Genomic DNA, 25,087 nt, shown 5'->3' on the forward strand with positions numbered 1-25,087 from the left:
AATACTCCCTGTAGGCCGGATCAGGCGTAAGCCGCCATCCGGCGCAAAACGTTATTTCCCTGCCTCCGGGTGGGTATCAAACGCCGCCATGACGGCCGCTAATTCCGCCTCGGTAAACCCGTGCTTCGCATCATCGATCCCCAGCCCAAACTGCTCCTGCAATAGCGCGTAAAGAGACGCCACATCCGGCACATTACGCTGTTCTATCGCATGGCCTTCCTGATAATGGGTGAAATGGAAATTGGTCAACGTCAGTTTACCGCCATCCGGTAAATGGCGGCACATCAACAGGTGATGGCGAAAATGCGACTGCGGCCAGTGCGCTGACCAGAAGTTGCCCATCACGTAATCGCTCTGCTGCTGAACTCCCAGATCGAAGCAATACATCGACTGCCAGTGATCGTGATGGCGGAACTGCAAAATCCAGTTATTCCCCTCTTGTCGCAAACGGTATTTGCTATGCGGCGTCTGTTGTTCACATTCTGCCTGCAAACGGATGGGCGCGGTCAATGTCTGCCCGCCAAATCCGACGTCTGCAATCCACGGTTCGCCTTGCAGTTCGACCAGTAACAGCCGGTGCGTGCGTGGCGGCAAGCTGGTCGGGTTTGTCAGTACGACGCGCCCCAGCAGGCTGCGCACGGTAAAGCCTGTCTCCCGTAAAGCACGTTCAAACAGCCCATTTTGTTCGAAGCAATAGCCGCCGCGACGGGCGGTCAGCAATTTTTCTTCCAGCGACAAATCGTCGAGCTGAATTTCGCGCGGCAGTAAGACATCCAGGTTTTCAAACGGAATGGTGCTGTTATGCTGCAAATGCAGCGCTCGTAAAGTGTCAAGATTAGCTTCGGCAGCGCCCGACCAATTTATGCGGGCAAAATAGGCGGTCAAAAAAGACGTCATAAGGCATTCCTGTCTGTAGGGGTTCACGCAAAAAGCTGATTCTACGCTGATAGCGGCAATCTGTTACCCCGCCGCCTGACGTAATATGTCACGGATGCGGTTCTCAACCTGGAGTATGATTGATTTTTGGCGGTATTACGTACAATAACGTGCGTTGCACATGTATCCTTTAGCCACTATTTTCAATAGTGTCGTTACGATAAGACGATAATCCCCCTGAACGAGGCATACCTATGAGTCGTTTTCGTCCTGTAGAGCTACATCATGCCAGCCGTCTGTTAAATCACGGCCCGACGGTTCTGATCACCAGCCGGGACGATCGCACGGAGCGGCGGAATGTTATGGCGGCGGCGTGGTCTATGCCCGTCGAGTTTGAGCCTCCCCGTCTTGCCATTGTGCTGGATAAAACCACCTGGTCGCGCGAGCTTATAGAGCGCAGCGGTATGTTTGGCATCGTGATTCCCGGCGTAGCGGCAACGAACTGGACGTATGCGGTAGGCAGCGTCTCTGGCCGCGAAGAAGATAAATTCAACTGCTATGGCATCCCGGTGATAAAAGGCCCGGTGCTCGGTTTACCCATGATCGAAGAGAAATGCCTCGCCTGGATGGAATGCCGACTGCTGCCCGCAACGTCGGCACAGGAAAAATATGACACGCTTTTTGGCGAAGTGGTTTCGGCGGCGGCGGATGAACGTGTTTTTATTGAAGGCCGCTGGCAGTTTGATGACGATAAACTGAATACCCTGCATCATTTAGGTGCGGGAACCTTCGTTACCTCGGGCAAAAAAATTACCGCGGGCTGAAGGCGAAATGCCCCCCGGCGTCCCCGTTTATCATCCACTTTTCAGATAACGCTATGGCTCAGGATAACAGAAAAGCGAAACATACCATCTGGACCACTCGCGAGGATATGGTGAGACGAGGAATGGCTCTCAGCCTGCCGTGGTTTGCTTTTGTGAATATCAGTTTTGCGCTGATGATCTTTTTTCGTGACGCGTTATTCCACGATACCCACGCGCGCTATCTGGCAGAGATGCGTATTGTCCGCACTATTGATGACGCCGTTATCGGCATTATGCTGGTCTGTGCCCTGCTGTTGATTACCTCCCGGCGGCAATCCTGGCTGACGCAGGGATTATTAATCACCCTTAGCCTGTTCTGGTCCTGGTGCAGTTATTATTTCATCAGCCACTGGCAATTAACGTTCGCCTATCCTCTCTGTGCGGTGTTATTACTCAGCGCCGTGATCGCACTCTATTTTCATACGCCGAGCGTACTCGCTTTTCTGCTCCCGCTATGGCTGACCGTCCCCGTCGCCAGCGTTGTTTTGAATCAGAAAGTGAATATTCATTTCGCGGTGATCTGGGGCATTTTCTCGCTTATTTTGCTGGGCGGCCGTTTTATGCTGATTCGCTGGTTTGATGAAGCCTGGCGACAAAATCAACACAACAACCTGCTTATTTCGCGCCTGGATAACCTTGCGCATCGCGACCCGCTCACCGGTACGGCAAACCGGCGCGCAATGGAAAAACTGCTGCATAACGCAATGGCGCAGCAAAATGCGTTTGCGCTGATCATGCTCGATGTCGATTTTTTTAAACGCTATAACGACGCCTACGGGCACCCGGCCGGTGATGCCTGCCTGAGTCAGGTCGCGGATATACTCGCTCAGTCGGTGCGCAGCCCGGAAGATGTGGTCGCCCGCTATGGCGGCGAAGAGTTCGCTGTTATTTTGTTTGACGCGACGTTGCAAGATGCAGAGCGCGTGGCGGCGAGAATACAAAAAGCGCTGGAAGCGGCGGCGATCCCCCACCCGGCGTCAACGGTAAGTGACACTGTCACGGTAAGTCAGGGTATCGCCTGCTCAGCGAAAGGAAAAACCGCTGAACAGACGATAGCGGATGCCGATGCCGCGCTGTACCGGGCCAAAGAGGCCGGACGGAATCGTTGGGTGCGCTGAAGTCGTTACATGCTGTAGCCAGGCTTTTTAATCAGCGAGTCCATCTGCGGGGCGATTTCCGCGTCCCAGACGGTTTTCCAGGCATCCGGCTGAACCTGACTGAGCGCAATGCTTACCGAGCTGTCTTTACTTTGCAGATGGCGAATAATGACGTCGGTAATCTCCGCAGCCAGGGCGGCCTTCTCTTCGTCATTCAGTTCGCGAGGAAAACACTTAATATCAATGTGCGGCATAGCAGGTTCCTGTTCTTTTATTGTCTGAGTGAATATCACGTTATCACAGGAACGGCGAACGGTGTGTCCGTTAATGCGCGCTGACGGCCATCATCGGCGCCGCCCGTGCTAAATGATGTCGTTATTTTTCAGCACCGTCTGGAGCGGTGGATGCTGGCAGACCGCATCGGCAATCGCGCTAATGTTCGGGGCGTTGTCCTGAAACCAGTCATGGCCCGGCCCCCAGGTGCGCATCACGCACAGATAACAGTCCAGCAGCGTTAGCTGTCCGCCAAAGGCGTAGGGTTCCGCTATCAGCCGATCGTTGAGCCACATATACAGCGCCTTACGGTATTCAAGGCAGCTTTTCTTCAACTGCTCCGGGGCATTTTGCACCCAGCGTTCAGGGTAATCAGCATACGTGAATGTGGGATAAACGTTCGCTACCAGCCAGATTAGCAAACGCTGGAACTGCTGACGCTCTGCGTGTCCGACCGGCGGCGCGAGATCGGGACGGCGATCGAGGATCATCAGCGCAATGGCGGCGCTCTCCGTCATGATTTCTCCGTTTTCCAGCGCCAGCGTTGGAATCTGGCACAGCGGGTTGAGCTTCTGAAGCAGATCCCGCTGCGGCCCCTCGGCATCAAACCCCTTCACATCGATAAATTGATACGGAATCTCCGCCAGAGTCAGCATGACTTCGCTAATTGCCGAGCCCCAGCCGGGTACGCCATAAACTTTGATCATGCGGCCTCCACAACGTGTAAAACGCTAAGTGTAGTTGATTCACCGTGCTACTGGCTGAATCGTGACCACAGCGCGGCTGAGCTGACCACACGTAAAAGCACGACATCTTAACGCTGTGCTTCCGGGTATGTTTTGCGTCGTTTAACAATTGCAGGTAGGATGCTCCGCCGATGGTTTTATCCCTACCACAGAATGATGGGAAAAACCGTTTCAGCGTTAGCCAGGCAATCGTTTGGTTAGCAAAAGGTGCGGCACAAAAAGTATCTCTTCTGTCCGACAGGTCAACAGGTAACACAATGAAAACACACAATACAAACGCGCTTGAACAACATGCCGCGAAACGACGCTGGTTGAACGCCCATGAAGAGGGTTATCACAAGGCGATGGGCAACCGACAGGTACAAATGATTGCCATTGGCGGCGCAATTGGCACCGGATTGTTTTTAGGGGCTGGCGCACGACTGCAAATGGCTGGCCCTGCCCTGGCGCTGGTTTATCTGGTATGCGGTATTTTCTCATTCTTTATTCTTCGCGCGCTTGGCGAGCTGGTTTTGCATCGCCCTTCCAGTGGCAGCTTCGTCTCCTACGCCCGTGAATTTTTAGGCGAGAAAGCGGCATACGTCGCAGGCTGGATGTACTTCATCAACTGGGCGATGACCGGGATCGTCGATATCACCGCAGTAGCGCTGTATATGCACTACTGGGGCGCATTCGGTGACGTTCCGCAATGGGTGTTTGCCCTGGGCGCGCTGGCGATCGTGGGCACAATGAACATGATTGGCGTGAAGTGGTTCGCCGAGATGGAGTTCTGGTTCGCGCTGGTAAAAGTGCTGGCGATTGTCCTGTTTCTGGTTGTCGGCACAATCTTTTTAGGAAGCGGCAAACCGCTGGATGGCAACACAACAGGCTTCCATCTGATCACCGATAACGGCGGTTTCTTCCCGCATGGCCTGTTGCCTGCTCTGGTGCTGGTTCAGGGCGTTGTCTTCGCCTTCGCGTCGATTGAGCTTGTTGGTACGGCGGCCGGAGAGTGCAAAGATCCGCAAACGATGGTGCCAAAAGCGATCAACAGCGTGATCTGGCGTATTGGTCTGTTCTATGTTGGTTCCGTTGTCCTGCTGGTGTTGCTGCTGCCGTGGAACGCGTATCAGGCCGGTCAGAGCCCCTTCGTGACCTTCTTCTCAAAACTGGGCGTGCCTTACATCGGCAGCATCATGAACATTGTGGTGCTGACGGCGGCCCTCTCCAGTCTGAATTCAGGTCTGTACTGCACCGGCCGTATTTTACGTTCGATGTCGATGGGCGGTTCCGCGCCGAAATTTATGGCGAAAATGAGCCGTCAGCAGGTGCCGTACGCCGGCATTCTGGCGACGCTGGGCGTGTATGTCATCGGGGTGTTGCTCAACTATCTGGTGCCTTCTCAGGTTTTCGAAATTGTCCTTAACTTCGCATCGCTGGGTATTATCGCCTCCTGGGGCTTCATCGTGGTGTGCCAGATGCGTTTGCGTAAGGCGATTAAAGAAGGCAAAGCGGCAGACGTCAGCTTTAAGTTACCGGGCGCGCCGTTTACCTCCTGGCTCACCCTGCTGTTCCTGCTAAGCGTTCTGGTACTGATGGCGTTTGATTACCCTAACGGCACCTATACCATCGCTTCACTTCCGCTGATTGCCATTCTGCTGGTCGCTGGCTGGTTTGGCGTGCGCAACCGCGTGGCGGAAATTCACCGCACCGCGCCGGTTGTGCCGCAGGAAGAGAGTAAGCAGGACATGGTATTACGAGAAGAGACGGCGAGTTAACACTGGCAGCCCGGTGGCGTGACGTTTATCGGGATGTTGTTACGCAGTAAAAAGGAGGGACTTGTCCCTCCTTTTTACTTAATGCTTACAGCGTTATTTAACCGTTACAGCGCGATGCGGATAACATCATCTGGCTGAGTGGCTTCCTGCTCACGGGTTGATTTTTGCTTCACGCTCACGAACAGCGTTTGCCCGTCCGCAGACAGCGCCAGGCTATTCGGGAATGTCGGCGTGTCGTAAGTTTTCACGACCTTATAGCTTTTCGCGTCAATCACGCTCACTTTACCGGCCTGGCGGTGCGTCACATAGGCTTCGTTGCGGGTCGGGTTGAACAGCACGGCCAGTGATTCCGGCGCGGCTACTTTTGCCAGCACATTGCCATTACGGGTATCCACCACCAGAACTTCAGCCGTTTTGGAATCGGTGATAAAAGCGCGATGGCCTGCGGTGTCGAGGCTCAGGTTGATAAAGAAGTGCTCTTTCCCGTCATCCAGCAATGTCTTGCGGCTCAGGATCTTGTTGTCCGCAGTATCGATGGTGATGAACTCGCCGTCTGCGTTAGTGGTGTAAAGACGCTTCGCTTTACTGTCAATGGCCAGACCCGTGCTCATTTTACCGGTATTCTGGATGGTCGTTTTCAGGGCGATTTTTTCACCGTCAACCACCCAAATCACGCTCTCTTTACCGATACCGCTGATATATACGGTGTTGGTCGCATCATCGCTGACCAGTTCGCGTGGTTGCAGCGGACGGACATCTTCGGAACGCTTGCGCTCATCCAGCACCAGACGCCCTTTTACATCACCTGTTTTGGCATCGATTGCCGTCAGCGCGCTGTTTACGGTGTTACCAAACCACAGCGTTTGCGTCGCGTTGTTGATGGTCGCGCCAAACGGTTTGAGATCGTTATGGATGGCCTGCGTCACCTCAAGGGTAACCGGGTCGAGGCGATAAACCACCCCGCCTTTGTCCGTTTTGCGGCTTTGCGAAGTAGCCAGCCACAGCGCATTTTCCTGCTGGCTATAGGCCATTTCATAAGCGCCCTTGCCGACGGCTTTACGCAGCATTTCTTCTGCCGCCTGCGTGCTAAATGAAGACGCGACCAGCAGTGAACCTAACAGTAAAGAACCACGCAGGCGCGGCGAAAACAGATGACGTAAATGCATGACGACTCCCTTTGATAAACACGTTTGTAGCTGCTTCACATGGCTTCGGCGAGTGAATCCGTGTCCCACTCGCTGTACGTAGATGCGAATAGTAATCATTATTTAGTGCAAAGTGGAGCGTTTCTTTGCAGGCAGTCTACAATTTCTTTAATTTTTTCATGTTCCATTAACGCATCGTGCTATTAAATTTTTCATATATTTACAAAGTAATTAAAGTATTCATCAAATTTCATTTGGCACGTTTACTCGTGATTGGTTTTTTTTCATGAAGATCATTACCGCTCGTCAGGCCGCATTTCCCGCCCTTTTATTCCCTTTCGTTTTCTCGCCGGTGAGCCAGGCGGCCACGGCTGAAGATGAACAAACGATGATTGTTAGCGCGACGCCGCAAACGGTGTCTGAACTGGACACGCCCGCCGCCGTCACCGTGGTTGAAGGGGAAGATATGCGACTGGCGACGCCGCGTATTAATCTGTCTGAATCCTTAAACGGCGTGCCCGGTTTGCAGGTGCAAAACCGTCAGAACTATGCACAGGATTTACAGTTGTCAATTCGCGGCTTTGGCTCCCGTTCTGCATACGGCATTCGCGGTATTCGTCTGTATGTTGACGGCATCCCGGCCACCATGCCGGACGGACAAGGGCAGACGTCCAATATCGATCTGAGCAGCGTCCAGAATGTGGAAGTGCTGCGCGGCCCCTTCTCCGCGCTGTACGGCAACTCTTCCGGCGGCGTGATGAACGTGACGACGGAAACCGGACGCCAGCCGCCGACGATTGAAGCCAGCAGCTATTACGGCAGTTTCGGGAGCTGGCGCTATGGCATGAAAGCCACGGGGGCGATGGGTGACGGAACGCAGGCGGGTGACGTGGATTACACCGTCTCCACGACCCGATTCACCACCCACGGTTTTCGCGATCGCAGCAGCGCGCAAAAGAATCTGGCTAACGCCAAACTGGGGGTGCGTCTGGACGATGCCAGTAAGTTAAGCCTGATTTTCAATAGCGTAGACATTCACGCGAACGACCCCGGCGGCCTGACCGAATCCGAATGGAAAGCCAACCCGCAGCAGTCGCCGCGTGCCGAACAGTTCAACACGCGAAAAACCATCAAGCAGACTCAGGCAGGCCTGCGCTATGAGCGTCAGCTCAGCGAGCACGACGATCTGAGCGTGATGATGTATGCCGGTGAACGTGAAACCACACAATACCAGTCCATACCGATGGCGCCGCAGCGGGATAACCCCGCGCATGCAGGCGGCGTAATCGTGCTTCAGCGTCATTATCAGGGTATCGACACCCGCTGGACGCACCGGGGCGAGCTGGGCGTACCTGTGACGTTCACCACCGGCCTGAACTATGAAAATATGAGCGAAAATCGCAAGGGTTACGAGAACTACCGCCTGAATAACGGCGTGCCGCAGTTTGGCGTGAAAGGCGATTTGCGTCGTAATGAGCGCAACCTGATGTGGAACGCCGATCCCTACCTGCAAACGCAGTGGCAACTGACCGAAAAACTTTCGCTTGATGCCGGCGTGCGGTACAGCTCAGTCTGGTTTGACTCTAACGATCATTACGTTACGCCTGGAAACAGAGATGACAGCGGCGAGGCCAGCTACCATCAATGGCTCCCTGCCGGGGCGCTCAAGTATGTGTTCACCGATGCATGGAACGTTTATCTGGCCGCAGGGCGCGGTTTTGAAACGCCGACCATCAATGAACTCTCCTATCGCCCGGACGGACAAAGCGGCCTGAACTTTGGCCTGAAACCCGCCACCAATGACACGGTGGAAATTGGCAGTAAAACGCGTATTGGCGATGGTTTACTGACGGCGGCGCTCTTCCAGACGGATACGGATGATGAAATTGTCGTCGCCACCAGCGGCGGTGGGCGCACCACATATAAAAACGCCGGTAAAACCCGTCGCCAGGGCGCGGAATTATCATGGGATCAGCGTTTCGCCGGTAACTGGCGGGTAAACGCCTCCTGGACCTGGCTGGATGCGACCTACCGCAGCAACGTCTGCAAAAGTGGCGATTGCAACGGTAACCGCATGCCGGGCATTGCACGTAATATGGGGTTCGCCTCGTTGGGATATGTACCGGATGAAGGCTGGTATGCTGGCACCGATGCCCGCTATATGGGGGACATCATGGCAGACGATCAAAACACGGCAAAAGCGCCCTCGTATACCGTGGTTGGCCTGAACACCGGGTATAAGTTTAACTACAGCAACTTAACGGTCGATGTGTTTGGCCGGGTCGATAACCTGTTTGATAAAGAGTATGTCGGTTCGGTGATCGTCAACGAATCAAACGGACGCTATTACGAACCGGCGCCGGGGAGAAACTACGGCGTTGGCGTCAATCTGGCATGGCGTTTTGAGTAAGCGCCAGAGCTAAAAAAATAGCGGGGAATCGCCCCGCTATTTTTTAATGTCATTCAGCGTCAATTCTCAGGCATCATCCGCCAGGCGAATCACGACCTTGCCGAAGTTCTTCCCGGTCAGCAGACCGATAAACGCCCCCGGCGCTTTTTCCAGTCCGTCGGTGATCTGTTCGCGGTAGTGGATCTTCCCTTCTTTGACCCAGCGCCCCATCTCCTGCTGAAACTCATGAATCCGGTGCCCGTAGTCCTGACCAATAATAAACCCTTGCAGGCGGATGCGTTTTTTTAACAGCGTCGCCATTAATAGTGGCAGCCGGTCAGGTCCGTCGGGGAGTTTTGTGGCGTTATACCCGCTCACCAGACCACACAACGGGATACGTGCCGAAGTATTCAACAGCGGCAGAACCGCATCAAACACCTTACCGCCGACATTTTCATAATACACATCAATTCCCTGCGGGCAGGCTTTCGCCAGTTGTTCCGCAAAATCCGCCGCGTGGTGATCGAGGCATATGTCAAAACCGAGAGTCTCGGTCGCGTAGCGGCATTTTTCTGCGCCGCCTGCGACACCCACCACATGACAGCCTTTCAGTTTGCCGATTTGCCCGACGGTTGCGCCGACCGGCCCGGTGGCGGCCGCAACGACCAGCGTTTCCCCTGCTTTGGGCTGGCCGATATCCAGCAGTCCCATATAGGCGGTAAAGCCTGGCATCCCCAGCACACCCAACGCCCATGATGGATGCTCAGGGTTGTCACCGAGTTTCACCAGCCCTTTCCCGTCGGAAATATCATAATCCTGCCAGCCGCTGTAACTTAATACCCATTCTCCCGGATGGTAATCAGGGTGGCTGGACTCCACGACCCGGCTGACCGTTCCGCCAACCATCACACCGTCGATCTCCACTGGCGGTGAGTAGGACGGTTCGTCGCTCATTCTTCCGCGCATGTAGGGATCGAGGGACAGGAAAATTGTACGTAACAGCACTTGCCCTTCACCGGGCGTCGCCACGTCGTCCTCTTCCATGCGGAAGTTGCTCTCAACCGGCGCGCCATGCGGACGCGAAGCCAGAACCCAACGACGATTACGGTATGCTTGTTGGCCCATGATGTTCTCCTCTGCTTGTGGCATGAATCCCTCAATAGTAGCCGAACATTAATTACCCGCGTGGTTTAAGCGCACAACCAGGTAAACGCATGTTTCCTGCGTCTCATTGATAAAACGGCAGTCGTTTGGCGGCCCCAGCTCCAGGCAGTCGCCCGCTTTCATCTCATGGCGAACCCCGCCTTCGACAAAGACCAGCTCTCCCTGCTGTAGCCAGATAAGCTGTCTTGCCTGCGCGTAGGATGCCGCAGGCATCGGTACGTCACTCCCCGCCGGAAGCGAGATTTGTACGAGATCGATGGGCAGGTCGCTGCGCGGTGAGACGTGGCGGCGCAGATAGTGCGTCTGCGGGTCGTGCCAGACGGGTTGATCGGCAAAACGCAGCAGCTTGCCCTCCTGCATTTCTGCACGCGCGATCAGCGTCGACATGCTGATGCCAAACGCCCCGGAAAGCCGCCCCAGCAGCGTGGCCGTCGGGCTGCTCTCTCCGCGTTCGATTTTGTGGATCATGGCGCGCGATACGCCTGCCCGCTCGGCAAGCTCCGTCAGCGACCAGCCCCGCGATTCACGCTCAATGCGAATTCTTGCACTGATCCGTTGATTTATGCTGTCTTCGATAGTATTCATATCGTAATACTATAGTGAACAACAACTGAGGTTCAACATGTCTATTCGATTTGCTGGCAAAGAAGACTGCGCCGCCATCGCCGAAATCTACAATCACGCGGTATTGCACACGGCGGCAATCTGGAACGATCAAACGGTCGATGTGGATAACCGCATCGCATGGTTTGATGCGCGTCAGCTATCAGGCTATCCGGTTCTGGTCAGTGAAGAGAATGGCGTCGTCACCGGGTACGCCTCCTTTGGCGACTGGCGTAACTTTGACGGTTTCCGCCATACGGTCGAACATTCCGTATATGTCCACCCGGATCATCAGGGGAAAGGCCTCGGACGGGCGCTTCTCAGCCGTCTGATCGAGGAAGCGCGCGCATGTGGCAAGCATGTGATGGTCGCCGGAATCGAGTCGCAAAACCAGGCATCGCTGCATCTGCACGAAACGCTGGGGTTCCGCATTACCGCCCAAATGCCGCAGGTTGGCACCAAATTCGGCCGCTGGCTGGATCTGACGTTTATGCAGCTTCAGCTTGACGATCGCCGCGACCCGGATGCGCGCGGATGAACCAGACGCTGACCCTCGCCTTTCTGATTGCCGCCGGTATTGGGCTGGTTGTGCAAAACACGCTTATGGTGCGCATTACACAGAACTCGTCAACGATTCTCATCGCCATGCTGCTGAACTCGCTGGTCGGGATTGTCCTGTTTGTCAGCATTTTGTGGTTTAAACAAGGCGCGGCGGGGTTTAGCGAGCTGGTTTCCAGCGTGCGCTGGTGGACGTTGATTCCCGGCTTGCTCGGATCGTTTTTTGTTTTCGCCAGTATTAGCGGGTATCAGTACGTTGGCGCGGCGACGACTATCGCGGTTCTGGTTGCCAGTCAGCTTATTGGCGGCCTGGTATTGGACATTTTGAGAAGTCATGGCGTGCCGTTACGTGCGCTGGCAGGCCCGGTTTGCGGCGCGGTGTTGTTGGTGATCGGCGCGTGGCTGGTCGCCAGACGCCAGTTTTAACTGCCGCTTCGCTGGATGGCGGCGTCGCGGCGTAAACGCTTTATCCGGCCTGTACATCCCTCACAGGCCGTGCTTATCAACGTCAGAGAATGCTACCACCTTTGGTAAGCTGTTCGCGACGCGCTTCCATATCTTCCTTGTACTGACGACCGTGATGCGCAATCGCCGTCCGTAGCCGCTGTTGCTGGGTGTAACGATCTTCCCGGCTCAGTTCGGCATCATCGCTCAGCGCGATCAGCAGTTCGTTCATATGGGTAATGACGCTCTCTTCGATAGCGGCATCTACGCGCGCAGTGACCTCTTCCAGGTGCGACATAAACTCTCCTTAAACCATCAATTCAATTTAGCTTTTGAAAAATCACTGCCCATCAGGCTTACGCTGTATCCGGTTACGTTGCTGCGTGTGGCGTAGAACGTTTTGCCGTTTGCCAGCGCGATCCACGGCGCTTTCTGATAGAAAATGTCCTGCGCCTGCTGGTAGAGCTGCGCACGTTCTTCCGGCTTGCTCACCCGTTTCGCTTTCTGGACGAGATCATCATACCCTTTATCGCACCAGCGCGCGGCATTTGAGCCGGTTTTTATGCTGTTGCAGCCCAGCAGCACATCGGCAAAGTTATCTGGATCGCCATTGTCAGACATCCAGCCGAACAGCGCGGTATCGTGCTCGCCTTTACGCATCCCGGACAGATACTCTCCCCATTCGTAAGAGACGATTTTCGCCGTCACGCCGACTTTTGCCCAGTCGCTCTGGATCATCTCCGCAATGCGCCGGGAATTGGGGTTATAAGGGCGTTGCACCGGCATCGACCAGAGCGTTGCCTCAAACCCCTTCTCCAGCCCCGCCTGCTTCAGCAAATCTTTGGCTTTTTGCGGATCGTAGTCGTAATCCTTCAGGTTGTTATTAAAGCCCATCATATTTGGCGGAATGGGCGATTTCGCCACCGTACCGGAACCGAGGAACACCGCGTTGATAATGGCTTTTTTATCAGTGGCGTAATTTAACGCCTGGCGCACCAGTACGTTATCAAACGGTTTTTTCTCGGTATTAAAGGCCAGATAGCCGACGTTCAGCGCATCGACCGAATGCAGCGTTAACGCATTATTCTTTTTAATCTCGTCAAACTGTACGGGTGATGGCGCCGGAATAATCTGGCACTCGTTGGTTTGCAGTTTTGCCAGGCGCGTCTGGGCGTTAGGCGTAATCGAGAAAATAAGATGTCTGGTCGGCACTTCGCCATCCCAGTAGTTCGGGTTCGCCAGGTAGCGAATCTGTGAATCCTGCTTGTAGTGTTGCAGTACGTAAGGGCCAGTGCCGACAGGCCAGTTATCGACGTTTTCCGGTGTGCCTTTTTTCAGCATCGCATCGGCATACTCTGCGGAGAGAATGGAGGCGAAATCCATGCCCCAGTCAGCGAGGAATGCCGCATTGGGTTCGTTCAGCACAAACTGGACGTGATAATCGTCGACCTTTTTCACCTCTTTAATCAACTTATCGAGGCCGACATCATTGAAGTATTCGTAGCTGCCCTGCGACACATTATGGTACGGATGATCTGCATCCTTCTGGCGCAGCACCGAGAAAATAACGTCATCGGCATTAAAATCGCGCGTCGGTTTAAAGAATTTATTGCTGTTGAATTTCACACCCTGACGCAGCGTAAACGTGTATGTTTTCCCGTCCGGGGAAATCGTCCAGTCGGTCGCCAGCGACGGCACCGGCGTATTTTTTACCGGATCGAAATTGATCAGTCGGTTGTACAACACCTGCGAACTGGCCACGAATGACGGGCCGGAGCTGGCGATTTGCGGGTTAAACGATTCGGGTGAGGCTTCAGAACAGTAGATGATGGTATCGGTATTGGCCGCAAATGCCGCCCCTGCCGGTAAAAGTGCGCTGAGCGCCAGCGCGAGCAACGTTTTCCCTGTGGACATCGTTATAAGCCTTTTCATTTGATTATAAAGAGAGTCATATGAGCATAGCTTACAAAAGCTGACAAATAACGAATCACTCTCAGGTTATTCCGTTATGGTATTTTTCGCTAATGAATGCGTCCTGCGGCGTGAAATAATTTCCCTTAAGTCTTTTTGAAAACGTCAAGATTTTTCCCCCGGCGCTATGCCATGAAAATTAGCCCCTTTTTGCCTCTCTTCCGCCGTTTGCTTGTCTTTGTAATCCGTAAAGTAGATGCGTGAAGAAGTCTAAGGGACAACAACGTGGCAAAAACTCTCTTACGTAGCGGCAATCTGGACGACTATCAGGCCGTGGGCGGCGGCGGTCAGGCCGTATTTGATTCCGCATTGCAAATTCGTGAAACGCTTCGTCTGCGTAAACAGCAGGCAATGGTGGATTGTCTGGCGATCCCGCAAATTAATGACAGCGGCGATCGCGTCGACTGGTATTCCCCGGTCGAGGGAAAAGCCATCGCATGGAAGGTCGCGGAGGAAGAAGCGCGATTTCGGGCGCTGCGCTACCTGAGCAGCACGCTGGAAAACGCGGCGGCGCTGAGCCGCAAAAGTCTGCAATCCGGGAAAACTTCGTTGCAGCTGTTCGGTTCCCTGCTGGAAAAAGCGGTTCAGTTCCCTGGGGAAAACCACGTTTTTCTGGTTGATGGCAAACCGGTCATCACCTTCTGGGGGTTTGTGAATCTTAATGAAAACACCCGTGAGGACGTACTTGACTGCCTGCGCGCCATTGATGTTCCGCCCGTCCTGCCGCCTGCCGCTGAACCCGAGCAGGAGGTGGAAGATGAGCCGTTGCCAGAGGTGACGTTTGCCCGTTCCGATGAGCCATTACTGACGCCGGTGATGATTGAACGCCCCCAGGAACCCGAACCTGAACCGGTCGCCCCTGTTGTTGTCAGCGAACCGCAAGCGCCTTCGCCATCTCCAACCGCTCCCGTGAAGCCCTCTTCGCGTCTGCCGCTATGGAGTCTGCCGGTTGCCGCCGTGATTGTTGCCGCCGTTGCGGCGCCGCTGTTATGGAAACCGTCTGCCCCCGTCGCCGAAGCCACGACGGTCAGTACGCCGGTTGTCGCCGCGAAAGTGGACAGTAAACCGTTGCCGAAGATGATTGCCCAACTGCCGCTGCATCAGGCGGAAGTGATTCCGCCAGTGAAAAAAGCGAAGCCCGCAGATGAACCGGTGGTGATCGCCGCCATCCCCAAAGATGCGCTGGTGATGGATGCCGGTCAGATGAAAGCGGGAGTCACGCGCTTTTTGAATGGAAACTGGCGCGTACTGATTGACGTTAAAGATCCGGTCAGCGGAAAAGCGCCTTCGCTGCGTTACCAGATCCAGAACAACAAAGGCACCGCCCGGGTGGTACACGGCGACAACATCGTCTGCCGGGCGGACATTTTCTCCGGCCTGCATCAGACCGGAGAGCTGATGATCAAGAGCCGTGGTCACGCACGTTGCACCGATGGTTCGCGCTACCCGATGCCGGAAATCACCTGTAAAGCCAGCACGAATGACGTTGCGGCTTGCTCAGCGCGTTATGACGCCCATGCGGAAGTCCCGTTGACGATCAAAAAGATAGGTGCCTGATTTTATGTTGGTGAATCTGTGTGATTACAAACAGAGCGTAACGCTCATCGCAAACAGCGGCGTACAATTCCTCGACTTCGGCCTGACGCCGCAGGAGTCTGCCCATCTTGGTCGTTTCGTGCGTAAAACGGCGAACGGCCCCCTGCTCCGGCTCGACTTTGATCTGACCAACGGGCGCTATACGGTACCGGGGCGCACGGGGGGTCAAGCTGAAGTGGTCAAACCGGAAAGCACCCAGATGTTGCATTATTCGCTGGATGTGCTGGATGGCGTCTGGTTGCCGCTCCCTTTCCTGCGCTTTAACCCTCCCCGTACGTTTGTGGAAGGCCCCGACAACTGGGCGCGCGTACAGGTGCGTAAGCTGCCTGAACCCGACAGCGCGGGCCATACGCACCGCATTACCGTGGCGCTGGACAGCCAGTTAAGCGAGAACGCGCCGGCGGCGCTGGCGCCTAACGAAAACGACCTGCTCAATGGCACGCGGTTCGCGCTGGCCTGGCGCGATGATGAAATTGCCGATTTTCTTGACCAGACGTGGATTGACGGCTGGCTGCGCGAATCCTTCCTTCACCACGTCGCCCAGGAGGAGAACCGCTCCGAGCAGGAGATTCAGCAGGCGCTGCGTAACTTTGAGTACCAGGCGCACTGGTTGAATCTGATGACGTTACTGGGGGAACAGCTTTCCGTGCCGGAAGTGAAGCTGGTCACCCACACGCTCAGCACGCCTGCGATTCCGGTGGATCTGATTCTGGACGTCGGCAATACCCATACCTGCGGCGTATTGATTGAAGATCACGGCGACGCCAATGACGGTTTACGCCAGACGGCGGAATTACAGGTACGCTCTTTAAGTGAGCCGCAATGTCTTAACGATCCGCTGTTCACCAGCCGACTGGAGTTCTCTGAAGCGCGTTTCGGCAAACAGCATTTTTCGGTTGAAAGCGGCCGCGACGACGCCTTTATCTGGCCATCGATTGTGCGCGTGGGCGACGAAGCCCGCAAACTGGCTATGCAGCGTCTGGGAACGGAAGGCAGCAGCGGGATCTCCAGCCCGCGTCGTTATTTGTGGGACGAAACCCCGGTTTTACAGGACTGGCGCTTCAGCCAGATGAACAGCAAAACGCAGCGAGAACCGCTCGCCACCGCCTTCCCGCTGATGAATCTGATGAATGACGACGGACAACCGTTATTCAGCCTGCCGCCCGATGACCGGTTGCCGGTCTTTTCGCCGCAGTACAGCCGCAGCACGCTGATGACGCACATGCTGTGCGAAATTCTGTCGCAGGCGCTGGGGCAAATGAACAGCGTGGCGACGCGGTTACGCCTCGGTTTTCCGGCGTCGCCGCGTCAGTTGCGCACGCTGATTCTGACCCTGCCATCGGCAATGCCGAAACAGGAACGCGAAATTTTCCGCCAGCGTATGTTCGAAGCCATCGCACTGGTATGGAAAGCGATGGGCTGGCATCCGCAGGATGAGGATTTTTCCTCCCGTAAACAGCAGGAAAAGAGCGTTGTTCCGGTGCCGGACATTCAGATGGAATGGGATGAAGCCAGCTGCGGACAGCTGGTATGGCTGTATAACGAAGCGATTTCCCATTACGCCGGGCGCACGGAGACGTTCTTCAACGCCCTGGCTCGCCCGGACCGTTTGCCGGAACCGGGCGAAACCAAAGGTCGGGCGCTACGCGTGGCGTCTATCGACATTGGCGGCGGCACGACGGATATGGCGGTCGTCCACTACCAGCTTGATGACGGCGTCGGCGCGAACGTCAAGATCACCCCGCACTTACTGTTCCGTGAAGGGTTTAAAGTCGCGGGCGATGACATGCTGCTGGACGTCATCCAGAAATGCATATTGCCTGCGCTGCAAACCCGCTTACAGCAGGCCGGCGTGACGGATGCCGCCGCCCTGCTGGCAACGCTGTTTGGAGATTCAGGCCGCATTGATACACAGGCGATTTTGCGTCAACAAACGGCGCTACAGCTGTTTATGCCGCTGGGGCACGCCGTACTGGCCGCCTGGGAACAGAGCGATGTTAACGATTCGCTCGCGGGTCTACACGCGACCTTCGGCGAACTGCTGACTCAACGCCCTACGCGCAACGTGATGAATTACATCCAGCAGGCGATCGACCATGCGCTGCCTTCAGGCTCACCGGCGTTCGATCTGCTGAGCGTGCCGTTGCAGGTGCAGTTCAGCCACTTACAGGAGGCACTACTGGCCGGTCAGTTTACCCTGACCTCGCCGCTGCATGCCGTTTGCGAAGCGATTTCTCATTACCGCTGCGACATTCTGCTGGTGACGGGCAGACCAACCTGTCTGCCCGGCGTGCAGGCGCTGATCCGCCATTTACAGCCGGTTCCCGTTAACCGCATCGTCTGGATGGACAAGTATCGCGTCCATGAATGGTATCCCTTCAGCCAACAGGGGCGGATTGGCAACCCGAAATCAACCGCCGCCGTGGGGGCGATGCTGTGTAGCCTGGCGCTGGATTTACGGCTGCCGCGCTTTAACTTTAAAGCCGCCGATATCGGCGCCTATTCCACCGTACGCTATCTCGGCGTTCTGGATAACACGGTCAATACCTTGCGTGATGAAAACGTCTGGTATCAGGAGATCGACCTCGATAAACCCGGCGCGAAGCTGGATACCCGTCTGCACTTCCCGCTTCGCGGCAATGTGACGCTCGGTTTCCGCCAACTGGCGAACAGCCGCTGGCCTGCGACCCCACTCTATACCCTGAGCATTAACTCAGCAGAGCTGGCGAAAACCATCGCCGGTGATGGCGTTCTCAATGTCCGGCTGCAACTGCGCGGCGGGAACAAAGAGACGGGGCCGGAATCGTTTGTGCTGAGTGACGCCTGGCTACAGGATGGAACGCCCGTCGCCGCGAATGCCCTGACCTTAAAACTGAATACCCTGGCCGACCGTCGTCATAGCGGCAGCCACTACTGGATCGACAGCGGGAGCGTGTACCTGAAATGAGCAAGACGTTAAACACCACACAGGCCGCCATTGCGTGGGTTAACCATACACGTCAGCACGCAGTACGCCTGGATGATGAAGCAGACGCCCTGCTGGCGCAGCTCACACTCGCCGCCGCCGGTGAATCGGCGCTGAACGCCGCGCAACAGGCAAGAGGCAGCATCGGTCTGTATGGCCATTCACAATCCTCAAAAGCGCATCTGCTTGGCGCGCTGTGCGGTAACGGCGAGGGAAAACTGAACATCGCCACGCCGGATCGCTGCTTTGACTATTTTACCCATATCAACCCAGGCCATGCGCCAGCCAATATGGCGATCCGTTTTACGCAGGATGAAAGCGCGGCGGTTGATAGCGAATGGCCGCTGCGTCTGCGGCTCATCAGTGAAGCTGAACTGGTACAACTGTTTATCGCCTGGGCCAGCGCCTCACCCGATAACCGGCAGGTCGAAAAATCCATTATTGAGACGCGGTTAGAAAAGTGGCAGGCGCTGCGTCAGCGTCAGCCGGTTCAGGGCGTGACCGCAGAGGACGTCGCCGCCATTGCCCGTTTCTGGCGCGCCTGCGTTCCTGTCGGGCAACAGCAAATCGACGATGCGCTCTGGCATCAGTTCGCCTCCCTGCTGCCCTCGGTGGATCTGACGACCCGCGCCAGCGCCTGGGCATTACTCTGGGGCGAACAGCCTGAATTAACGCAACAGTGGCTAACGCTGGCGCGTACGCTGCAACAGACCGGCCATGCGCAAGAGTTAGCGGCGCCGTTGAGTCTGCTGGTCGATCATTTTGGCCTTCCGGCAGAAAGTTTTCTGACCCAGGGCGCGTTATCCGGCAACGACGCGCAGAGCGACGTCGTTGTACATCCTGTCGAGCACCATCAGTTACTCAATGCGGTGAGCCTCTCTCTGGATTCACTGGCTTTGCTGACGCGTGAACTGGTGCTTAGCGTTGAAAACACGGCGCTGGATAATGTCGATCTGCTGGATATTCCGCTGGCGCCGGATGCGCACCCGCATCCACTCTGGCGGGCAAAACTCGGCTGGATGCTGGAACATTATCGCCAACATTTGCAGCCCGATGTGCTGGTCATTTGCAATGCCACCTCCGCCCGGTCGCAAACGCCCGCTGCCGCCCGCACGCTGCTGGGCTGGGTGAACGATACACAACCGCTGCGCGACGCCGCGCTACCGGGCGTGGTCTGGGCCATTACGCCGCAGGATGCGCGTTTCACAACGCAGCAGAATCTTGATGAAGCCGTGCAGCAGTTAATGGGGAAACCCGGCCTTCACTGGGGCACCCTTCAGGCGCTGGATAAACACAGCTTGCAGCGTCTGGTGGAATGGCTGTCACAGGCGACATCGCCGTTACAGCGCCAGGCGCGGCTGGCCTCCCTGTGTGAGCAGCATCAACAACGGCTTCATGACCTGCTGTTGAGCCATATCACCCCAAAAGACAGCGGCAGTAAGGCGACGGAATCCGTTATTCGCCAGCTTCAGGGGCAGGCCGCCCGGCATGGCGAGTTGCTCGACGGGCTTCTGCCGCCGATACACCATTTTGAGTCGCTTTTGCGTATCCAGCAGCCGCGCGAGGAGCAGGTCAGCGGCCTGTTTAATGAAGAGATCGATCTGTTTGCGGATGAGCCAGACGCTCCCCGCCCGGCAGAAAACAAAGAAACAGGGTATCTGGCCCACAAAATGTGGATTAACCATGTGCGCCAGTGGAGCCGAAATGAGAGCAACGCCCGTCGTTTAGGTCTGGAGTCGCATACGCTCAGGCTGGTCGTGGATATTCTGATTACCGCCAGCTATCGGCTTAATGTGCCTCAGCAGTTACAGCAGATTATGCAGCGTGAAGAGGTTTGCGGCGCGCAGCTGCATGCCGGGATCGGTAACTTTATCGCCTGGCTTGGCTACGAAAATGTGGCGGAGGACGCCCGACCCGCCAGCCGGTTCCAGAAAGGATCGGCGATCTTCAGCGCGCCTCGCCTGCAACCGATGGCCCGGCTCACCCAACTGGATGAACAGCCGGTACATGCCGCCAGTCGCTATGTGTATGACTGGCTGGTCGCGCTCTATACCCGGGCAAATGAAAATAAGGGGTATCAGCATCCGCAGGATGTGTCCGACGCCGACAAAAAACGGCTGATGGCGCTGCTCATGCTCAATGCCTGATGGCGCTACGCAACATCGTAAGCCGGATAAGGCGCTCGCGCCGCCATCCGGCCATCTTCATCTCATCAAAACAACGAAAATAACAATGCGACGGGCAGACTCATCGGCCAGGTTGCGCCCACGAGAACGGCGCTCAGAAAGCGGATACGTTTTTTATCGTGGGAAAGAAACCAGGTAATCAGGCAGGCAATCGCCGCCATCACTGCGTAAAAAACCAACATTTTTTGGTAGAGCGACATTTCGGGCATCCGAACCAGAGGGGAAAAACGCGCGCAATATGCTCTTTTTTTTGACGTACATCAAGTTTTATCCGTACTATTCAGCAAAACGCTGAAATAGCGGCACCATTCACCATGTTCATATTTTGTCTTATTGCGGATTGCCTGAACCCGTACTATACACAAAGGGGTCATAACGAAAGGTGGCAAAAATGAATGTTTCCAGTAAAACCGTGGTGCTGATAAATGTCTTTGCTGCTATTGGACTTTTTGGCCTTATCTCATTGAGATTCGGCTGGTTTGCCTGATGTACTGAGTGCTTGCTGCGCATACTGGCAGAGAGCGTTCCTTCTCTCTGCCATCGATTTACGATCTTCCCATGCCGCGCCGGAACGGTAAATTATCCTTAATGTTTAACCATTATGTGGCGGATAACCGTATAGTCTTCCAGCCCATAAAGTGACATATCCTTGCCGTAGCCCGAGCGTTTTTGCCCACCGTGCGGCATCTCGCTCACCAGCATGAAATGCGTATTAACCCAGGTGCAGCCATACTGCAATCGCGCGCTCAGGCGATGCGCCCGCCCTACATCTTTCGTCCAGACGGATGATGCCAGCCCGTACTGAGTATCATTTGCCCACGCCAGCACCTGCTCTTCATCATCAAACACCGTCATGCTGACAACCGGGCCGAACACTTCTTGCTGCACGATGGCGTCCTCCTGTTTTGCGCCGGCCAGCAGCGTTGGCGCAAAATAGTATCCTGCGCCGTCCAGTTTCTGGCCGCCGGTCACCACGTTGATATGTCCGAGCGCTTTCGCCTCTTCCACCGCTTTTGTCACTCGCTCAAGGTGCGCTTGCGAGCTGAGCGGCCCAAGCTCAGTCGATTCGTCGTTTGGCGAACCGGTTTTCAGGCTGGCGACCGCCGCGCCGAGTTTCTCAACCAACGCGTCATAGATCCCTTTTTGCGCATAGATACGACAGGCCGCCGTACAATCCTGCCCGGCATTGTAGAAACCGAACGTTCGCACACCTTCGACAACGGCATCCAGATCGGCATCATCAAAGACAATCACCGGAGCCTTACCGCCTAATTCCATGTGCGTGCGCTTAATGGAGGGCGCGGTATGTTGAATAATGTGCTCGCCCGTCGCAATCGAGCCGGTCAGGGAGACCATCCGTACTTTTTCATGCCCGGTGAGCGGATCGCCGACCGTCTTGCCCCGCCCGAACAGCACGTTAAGCACGCCTGGCGGGAAAATATCCTTCGCAAACTCCGCCAGCTTCAATGCCGTCAGCGGCGTGATTTCAGACGGTTTTATCACCACACAGTTACCCGCCGCCAGCGCTGGCGCCAGTTTCCAGGCCGCCATCATCAGCGGATAGTTCCACGGCGCGATCGAGGCGACGACCCCAACCGGATCGCGGCGGATCATCGAGGTATGCCCTTCCAGATACTCCCCCGCCGCCAGGCCGTTCAGACAGCGTGCGGCGCCGGCAAAGAAGCGAAATACATCGACAATCGCCGGGATCTCATCATTGAGCGCGCAATGCAGCGGCTTCCCGCAATTTTGCGACTCCAGTTCGGCGAATGTCTGCGCATTTTCCTCAATCACGTCCGCCAGTGTTAACAGCAGCTCCGCTCTGGCTTTTGGCGTGGTTTGCCCCCATTCCGCGAATGCCCGGTCTGCGGCGCGAACGGCGGCATCTACCTGTGCGGGCGACGCCTCTGCAATCTCCAGAATCACCTCGCCCGTCGCCGGGTTGTAGACGGGCTGTTTTTCACCTTCACCGCTGACCAGCTCGCCGTTAATCAGTAATTGATGTGGCATACATCTTGCTCCTGTCGCAAAATATTGAGCGGCAGCCTTGCCGTAAATATATGTCCTTTCCTAAAAATAGTCGGCGCGTCTGCCGCGCACCTGTTGGGATAAGGAAATTTAATCAGGTTGTGAGCTGACGCGCATTACGCCGCTCCACGCGGCGCGCATGTTCCATCTTTCGGAGTATAGACAAGGAGTTAGGCTGAGGATGGAAAAGACGGGGGGTATTGATATTTCCTATGGCGAGTCAGCGATAAATAACGTTCTGCCCTGATAATCGATACGCTTTCTCTATTTTGGCTAAAACCAAAAGATGGCAACGCGTATTTTATTTCAGCATATCGCGAATAAGTTTCCCCAGTTGATATACCGCCTGCTCCTCTCTTTCTCCCCACCCCCATGCGGTATTAAACCGGAAAAAATGCGACCAGGTATCAGAGGTCGAAAACATTTTACCGGGGGCGATACTGATCTGATGCGCCAGAGCCTGCGCACTGAGTTCCCCGGCATCAAGAGATTCGGGCAGTTCCAGCCAGAGAAAATAGCCGCTGTCATTGTGGTGAATCTTCACCTCAGCGGGCAGATGGCGCAGCAGCGTTTGCCAGGCCTGCTGTTTTCGCTCTGCCAGCTGGCGGCGCAGACGACGCAAATGCGCGTCATAGCGGCGTGTCGAAAGATAATCGACCAGAGCAAGCTGCATCGGTGAACTGGTGGATAGCGTACTCATCAGTTGTAGCCGCTGAATTTGTCTGGCGTACTTTCCCGCTGCAACCCAACCGATACGAAAACCGGGAACCAGACATTTCGAGAATGACGAGCAATGCAATATTTTGTCGTGGCGATCCCAGGCTTTGGCAGGTAGCGGTTTGTCGCGGCCAAAATAGAGCTCGCTGTACACGTCATCTTCAATCAGCACGACGTTGTACTGATCCAGTAACGCGACCAGCCGCGCTTTTTTCTCCGGGCTAAGGGTGAAGCCGAGCGGGTTTTGGCTATTGGTCATCAGCCAGCACGCCTTCACCGGATACTCCTGTAATGCCTGTTCCAGCGCCGCTAAATCGATCCCCTCTTTTACATCCGTGGCGACAGAAAGCGCTTTCAGGCGGAGTCGCTCCAGCGCCTGTAACGCGCCATAAAAGCAGGGATTCTCCACAATAACCCAGTCGCCCGGTTCGGTAACCGCCTGAAGGCTGAGGTTCAGGGCTTCCAGCGCCCCGGCGGTAATGACGATTTCATCAGGAGAGACGGTAATTCCCTGCTGCGCATAGCGTCGGGCGATGGCATGGCGCAGCTCGCTGTTCCCCGGCGGCAGGTTCTCAATCACGCTCATGGCCGTGGCGGTTTTACTGACCTGCGCCAGGGAACGGTTAAGCTGCTGCAACGGAAACAGACGCGGGTCTGGAAAGGCAGAGGCGAACGGCATCACCGACGCATCCCGGCTAGCCTGCAACATTTCGAAAATATAGGTATTAATATCAACGGCTTCATCGCGCATTACCTGCACGGGCGGCATCGCAGGCTGGCGCACCGGGCGCGCCGCCACGTAATAACCCGACTGCGGACGCGCAATAATGCGCCCCTGGCTTTCCAGCAACTGATACGCGTGTCCTACGGTCATAAAACTCATGCCGCTGCTGACCACCTGCTCACGCAAGGAGGGTAATCGATCGCCAGGCTGCCACACGCCGGAGGCGATTTGATCGCAAATTTGTTCCGCCAGTCGCTGATATTTCTTCATCGTTTTTTTATTTCACACAATATGTAATGCCTGCTGGAACAACCGGAAAAGCTAAAGCATAGTCAGCGATAACTCTTTACCCAATGCTCTGGCCGCAATCTGTACAGCATCGATTTTCGTTGCGTGTTTCAAGTCGAATAGTCGGGTAATTTCCTGCTTGGGTCTGCCAATGCGCCTCGCCAGCTCCTGCTGCGTGATTTTTGATTCAAGGAACGCATTCAACAAAAGGACTTTAGACGCAATGCTTAGAGGAATCTCCACATAATCATCAGCTTCATCAACCATTGAAGGTAAAGGAATTGGCTGGTTATCTTCAAAATAAAATTCAAAGGCGGTGACTAATGCGCCCTGCGCGGCTTCGAGAGACTCATGGCGGGTGTCACCTTGTGTTAACGCCTCTGGAATGTCCGGGAACGACACAACATAACCCCCTTCTTCTGCGGGAATGAGATTGACGGGATAACGCATAATTTCTGGTAACGCTCTCATGTGATCAACCTTATATATCTGATGATTAATTCAAACCAAGCTGCTTTAGTATTGCTTTACGCAGGGTGTCTTTAATTTCATCACCAGGATGTCTGGGCATGACGCTTCGTTTGTCGTGATATCTCAACTTCAAATGATTCGTTCCATTTGTTACATCGACTCCCTGAGATTCAAGCCAGCGTCTGAATTCGCTCTGCTTCACCGCGCCTCCCTGCCATGTATTATA

Annotated in this window: 23 protein-coding genes; 10 read left to right on the plus strand and 13 right to left on the minus strand. The window is 55.3% G+C overall.

All coding sequences use genetic code 11. The features are described 5' to 3' along the window. Nucleotides 1–51: 51 nt before the first annotated feature. The gene (gene nhoA / locus OGY62_RS09320; RefSeq protein ID WP_286459636.1) at nt 52–897 is read right to left on the minus strand and encodes an N-hydroxyarylamine O-acetyltransferase; all 846 of its coding nucleotides are present in this window, start codon (nt 895–897) and stop codon (nt 52–54) included. A 233-nt stretch (nt 898–1,130) separates the two neighbouring features. Here nhoA and OGY62_RS09325 point away from each other — a divergent pair, with 233 nt between their 5' ends. Continuing rightward, nucleotides 1,131–1,700: a flavin reductase family protein gene (locus OGY62_RS09325; RefSeq protein WP_024130325.1), complete on the plus strand. Its 570-nt coding sequence runs from the start codon at nt 1,131–1,133 to the stop codon at nt 1,698–1,700. Nucleotides 1,701–1,807: 107 nt separating this feature from the next. Further along, nucleotides 1,808–2,857, plus strand: a complete 1,050-nt coding sequence (locus OGY62_RS09330; RefSeq protein WP_286459996.1) for a GGDEF domain-containing protein — start codon at nt 1,808–1,810, stop codon at nt 2,855–2,857. A 5-nt stretch (nt 2,858–2,862) separates the two neighbouring features. On the opposite strand, the gene pptA is transcribed toward OGY62_RS09330, so the two are convergent. Further along, nucleotides 2,863–3,090, minus strand: a complete 228-nt coding sequence (gene pptA / locus OGY62_RS09335) for a tautomerase PptA (protein ID WP_049009881.1) — start codon at nt 3,088–3,090, stop codon at nt 2,863–2,865. A 108-nt stretch (nt 3,091–3,198) separates the two neighbouring features. Next, nucleotides 3,199–3,816, minus strand: a complete 618-nt coding sequence (locus OGY62_RS09340) for a glutathione S-transferase family protein (protein ID WP_049009879.1) — start codon at nt 3,814–3,816, stop codon at nt 3,199–3,201. Between the two features lie 296 nt (nt 3,817–4,112). Here OGY62_RS09340 and ansP point away from each other — a divergent pair, with 296 nt between their 5' ends. Beyond that, nucleotides 4,113–5,612 carry an L-asparagine permease gene (ansP, locus tag OGY62_RS09345; RefSeq protein ID WP_024130324.1) on the plus strand — a complete coding sequence of 500 codons (1,500 nt, stop codon included), beginning with the start codon at nt 4,113–4,115 and terminating at the stop codon, nt 5,610–5,612. 104 nt (nt 5,613–5,716) lie between these two features. Here ansP and yncE read toward each other — a convergent pair whose 3' ends face one another. Beyond that, nucleotides 5,717–6,778, minus strand: a complete 1,062-nt coding sequence (gene yncE / locus OGY62_RS09350) for a 7-bladed beta-propeller protein YncE (protein WP_286449536.1) — start codon at nt 6,776–6,778, stop codon at nt 5,717–5,719. Nucleotides 6,779–7,043: 265 nt separating this feature from the next. On the opposite strand from yncE, the gene pqqU reads away from it, so the two are divergent. Then, the gene (gene pqqU / locus OGY62_RS09355) at nt 7,044–9,167 is read left to right on the plus strand and encodes a TonB-dependent receptor PqqU (protein WP_286459637.1); all 2,124 of its coding nucleotides are present in this window, start codon (nt 7,044–7,046) and stop codon (nt 9,165–9,167) included. A 66-nt stretch (nt 9,168–9,233) separates the two neighbouring features. Here pqqU and curA read toward each other — a convergent pair whose 3' ends face one another. Together curA and OGY62_RS09365 are read right to left on the minus strand one after the other, a co-directional pair. Then, entirely contained in the window at nt 9,234–10,271 is a 1,038-nt protein-coding gene (gene curA, locus OGY62_RS09360; protein WP_200023401.1) for an NADPH-dependent curcumin/dihydrocurcumin reductase, read from the minus strand. A 48-nt stretch (nt 10,272–10,319) separates the two neighbouring features. Continuing rightward, a complete protein-coding gene (locus OGY62_RS09365) occupies nt 10,320–10,895 on the minus strand; it encodes a helix-turn-helix domain-containing protein (RefSeq protein ID WP_115181623.1) in 576 nt (191 codons plus the stop codon). Nucleotides 10,896–10,932: 37 nt separating this feature from the next. Here OGY62_RS09365 and OGY62_RS09370 point away from each other — a divergent pair, with 37 nt between their 5' ends. Then, entirely contained in the window at nt 10,933–11,451 is a 519-nt protein-coding gene (locus OGY62_RS09370; RefSeq protein WP_049008494.1) for a GNAT family N-acetyltransferase, read from the plus strand. Further along, nucleotides 11,448–11,897: a DMT family transporter gene (locus tag OGY62_RS09375; protein WP_104868649.1), complete on the plus strand. Its 450-nt coding sequence runs from the start codon at nt 11,448–11,450 to the stop codon at nt 11,895–11,897. The genes OGY62_RS09370 and OGY62_RS09375 overlap by 4 nt, the downstream gene beginning before the upstream one ends. Before the next feature lie 82 nt (nt 11,898–11,979). On the opposite strand, the gene OGY62_RS09380 is transcribed toward OGY62_RS09375, so the two are convergent. Next, a complete protein-coding gene (locus tag OGY62_RS09380) occupies nt 11,980–12,213 on the minus strand; it encodes a YdcY family protein (protein ID WP_012132361.1) in 234 nt (77 codons plus the stop codon). A gap of 17 nt (nt 12,214–12,230) precedes the next feature. Next, complete coding sequence (locus tag OGY62_RS09385) at nt 12,231–13,829, minus strand: ABC transporter substrate-binding protein (RefSeq protein WP_110494251.1); 1,599 nt, start codon at nt 13,827–13,829, stop codon at nt 12,231–12,233. Between the two features lie 282 nt (nt 13,830–14,111). On the opposite strand from OGY62_RS09385, the gene OGY62_RS09390 reads away from it, so the two are divergent. From OGY62_RS09390 to OGY62_RS09400, 3 genes are read left to right on the plus strand one after another with little or no spacing between them, the layout of a single operon-like run. After that, nucleotides 14,112–15,443, plus strand: a complete 1,332-nt coding sequence (locus OGY62_RS09390; protein WP_286459640.1) for an SrfA family protein — start codon at nt 14,112–14,114, stop codon at nt 15,441–15,443. A gap of 4 nt (nt 15,444–15,447) precedes the next feature. Beyond that, entirely contained in the window at nt 15,448–18,429 is a 2,982-nt protein-coding gene (locus OGY62_RS09395) for a virulence factor SrfB (RefSeq protein WP_286459642.1), read from the plus strand. After that, on the plus strand, nt 18,426–20,594 hold the full coding sequence (locus tag OGY62_RS09400; RefSeq protein ID WP_286459643.1) for a virulence factor SrfC family protein: 2,169 nt from the start codon (nt 18,426–18,428) through the stop codon (nt 20,592–20,594). The genes OGY62_RS09395 and OGY62_RS09400 overlap by 4 nt, the downstream gene beginning before the upstream one ends. Before the next feature lie 65 nt (nt 20,595–20,659). Here OGY62_RS09400 and OGY62_RS09405 read toward each other — a convergent pair whose 3' ends face one another. Beyond that, nucleotides 20,660–20,833, minus strand: coding sequence for a GhoT/OrtT family toxin (locus OGY62_RS09405; protein ID WP_047464087.1), 174 nt, complete (start codon nt 20,831–20,833; stop codon nt 20,660–20,662). A 191-nt stretch (nt 20,834–21,024) separates the two neighbouring features. Between OGY62_RS09405 and yncL the strand changes: the two genes are divergently transcribed. After that, on the plus strand, nt 21,025–21,120 hold the full coding sequence (gene yncL / locus OGY62_RS09410) for a stress response membrane protein YncL (protein ID WP_071818853.1): 96 nt from the start codon (nt 21,025–21,027) through the stop codon (nt 21,118–21,120). Between the two features lie 98 nt (nt 21,121–21,218). On the opposite strand, the gene patD is transcribed toward yncL, so the two are convergent. The 4 genes from patD to OGY62_RS09430 form a co-directional block, all read right to left on the minus strand. Beyond that, nucleotides 21,219–22,643 (minus strand): aminobutyraldehyde dehydrogenase, encoded by a 1,425-nt coding sequence (gene patD / locus OGY62_RS09415; RefSeq protein WP_286459645.1) that lies wholly within the window; start codon nt 22,641–22,643, stop codon nt 21,219–21,221. A 319-nt stretch (nt 22,644–22,962) separates the two neighbouring features. Further along, the gene (locus OGY62_RS09420; protein WP_286459647.1) at nt 22,963–24,372 is read right to left on the minus strand and encodes an aminotransferase-like domain-containing protein; all 1,410 of its coding nucleotides are present in this window, start codon (nt 24,370–24,372) and stop codon (nt 22,963–22,965) included. Between the two features lie 51 nt (nt 24,373–24,423). Continuing rightward, nucleotides 24,424–24,840 carry a type II toxin-antitoxin system HicB family antitoxin gene (locus OGY62_RS09425; protein ID WP_125337124.1) on the minus strand — a complete coding sequence of 139 codons (417 nt, stop codon included), beginning with the start codon at nt 24,838–24,840 and terminating at the stop codon, nt 24,424–24,426. 46 nt (nt 24,841–24,886) lie between these two features. Further along, complete coding sequence (locus OGY62_RS09430; RefSeq protein ID WP_071818852.1) at nt 24,887–25,063, minus strand: type II toxin-antitoxin system HicA family toxin; 177 nt, start codon at nt 25,061–25,063, stop codon at nt 24,887–24,889. Between the last annotated feature and the right edge of the window lie 24 nt (nt 25,064–25,087).

This window comes from Citrobacter sp. CK198, assembly GCF_030333295.1.
Lineage (GTDB): Bacteria > Pseudomonadota > Gammaproteobacteria > Enterobacterales > Enterobacteriaceae > Citrobacter_B > Citrobacter_B koseri.

Coding starts and splice junctions, on each gene's coding strand:
- nhoA (WP_286459636.1), bottom strand. CDS start 897: ATGACGTCTTTTTTGACCGCCTATTTTGCCCGCATAAATTGGTCGGGC.
- OGY62_RS09325 (WP_024130325.1), top strand. CDS start 1,131: ATGAGTCGTTTTCGTCCTGTAGAGCTACATCATGCCAGCCGTCTGTTA.
- OGY62_RS09330 (WP_286459996.1), top strand. CDS start 1,808: ATGGTGAGACGAGGAATGGCTCTCAGCCTGCCGTGGTTTGCTTTTGTG.
- pptA (WP_049009881.1), bottom strand. CDS start 3,090: ATGCCGCACATTGATATTAAGTGTTTTCCTCGCGAACTGAATGACGAA.
- OGY62_RS09340 (WP_049009879.1), bottom strand. CDS start 3,816: ATGATCAAAGTTTATGGCGTACCCGGCTGGGGCTCGGCAATTAGCGAA.
- ansP (WP_024130324.1), top strand. CDS start 4,113: ATGAAAACACACAATACAAACGCGCTTGAACAACATGCCGCGAAACGA.
- yncE (WP_286449536.1), bottom strand. CDS start 6,778: ATGCATTTACGTCATCTGTTTTCGCCGCGCCTGCGTGGTTCTTTACTG.
- pqqU (WP_286459637.1), top strand. CDS start 7,044: ATGAAGATCATTACCGCTCGTCAGGCCGCATTTCCCGCCCTTTTATTC.
- curA (WP_200023401.1), bottom strand. CDS start 10,271: ATGGGCCAACAAGCATACCGTAATCGTCGTTGGGTTCTGGCTTCGCGT.
- OGY62_RS09365 (WP_115181623.1), bottom strand. CDS start 10,895: ATGAATACTATCGAAGACAGCATAAATCAACGGATCAGTGCAAGAATT.
- OGY62_RS09370 (WP_049008494.1), top strand. CDS start 10,933: ATGTCTATTCGATTTGCTGGCAAAGAAGACTGCGCCGCCATCGCCGAA.
- OGY62_RS09375 (WP_104868649.1), top strand. CDS start 11,448: ATGAACCAGACGCTGACCCTCGCCTTTCTGATTGCCGCCGGTATTGGG.
- OGY62_RS09380 (WP_012132361.1), bottom strand. CDS start 12,213: ATGTCGCACCTGGAAGAGGTCACTGCGCGCGTAGATGCCGCTATCGAA.
- OGY62_RS09385 (WP_110494251.1), bottom strand. CDS start 13,829: ATGTCCACAGGGAAAACGTTGCTCGCGCTGGCGCTCAGCGCACTTTTA.
- OGY62_RS09395 (WP_286459642.1), top strand. CDS start 15,448: ATGTTGGTGAATCTGTGTGATTACAAACAGAGCGTAACGCTCATCGCA.
- OGY62_RS09400 (WP_286459643.1), top strand. CDS start 18,426: ATGAGCAAGACGTTAAACACCACACAGGCCGCCATTGCGTGGGTTAAC.
- OGY62_RS09405 (WP_047464087.1), bottom strand. CDS start 20,833: ATGTCGCTCTACCAAAAAATGTTGGTTTTTTACGCAGTGATGGCGGCG.
- yncL (WP_071818853.1), top strand. CDS start 21,025: ATGAATGTTTCCAGTAAAACCGTGGTGCTGATAAATGTCTTTGCTGCT.
- patD (WP_286459645.1), bottom strand. CDS start 22,643: ATGCCACATCAATTACTGATTAACGGCGAGCTGGTCAGCGGTGAAGGT.
- OGY62_RS09420 (WP_286459647.1), bottom strand. CDS start 24,372: ATGAAGAAATATCAGCGACTGGCGGAACAAATTTGCGATCAAATCGCC.
- OGY62_RS09425 (WP_125337124.1), bottom strand. CDS start 24,840: ATGCGTTATCCCGTCAATCTCATTCCCGCAGAAGAAGGGGGTTATGTT.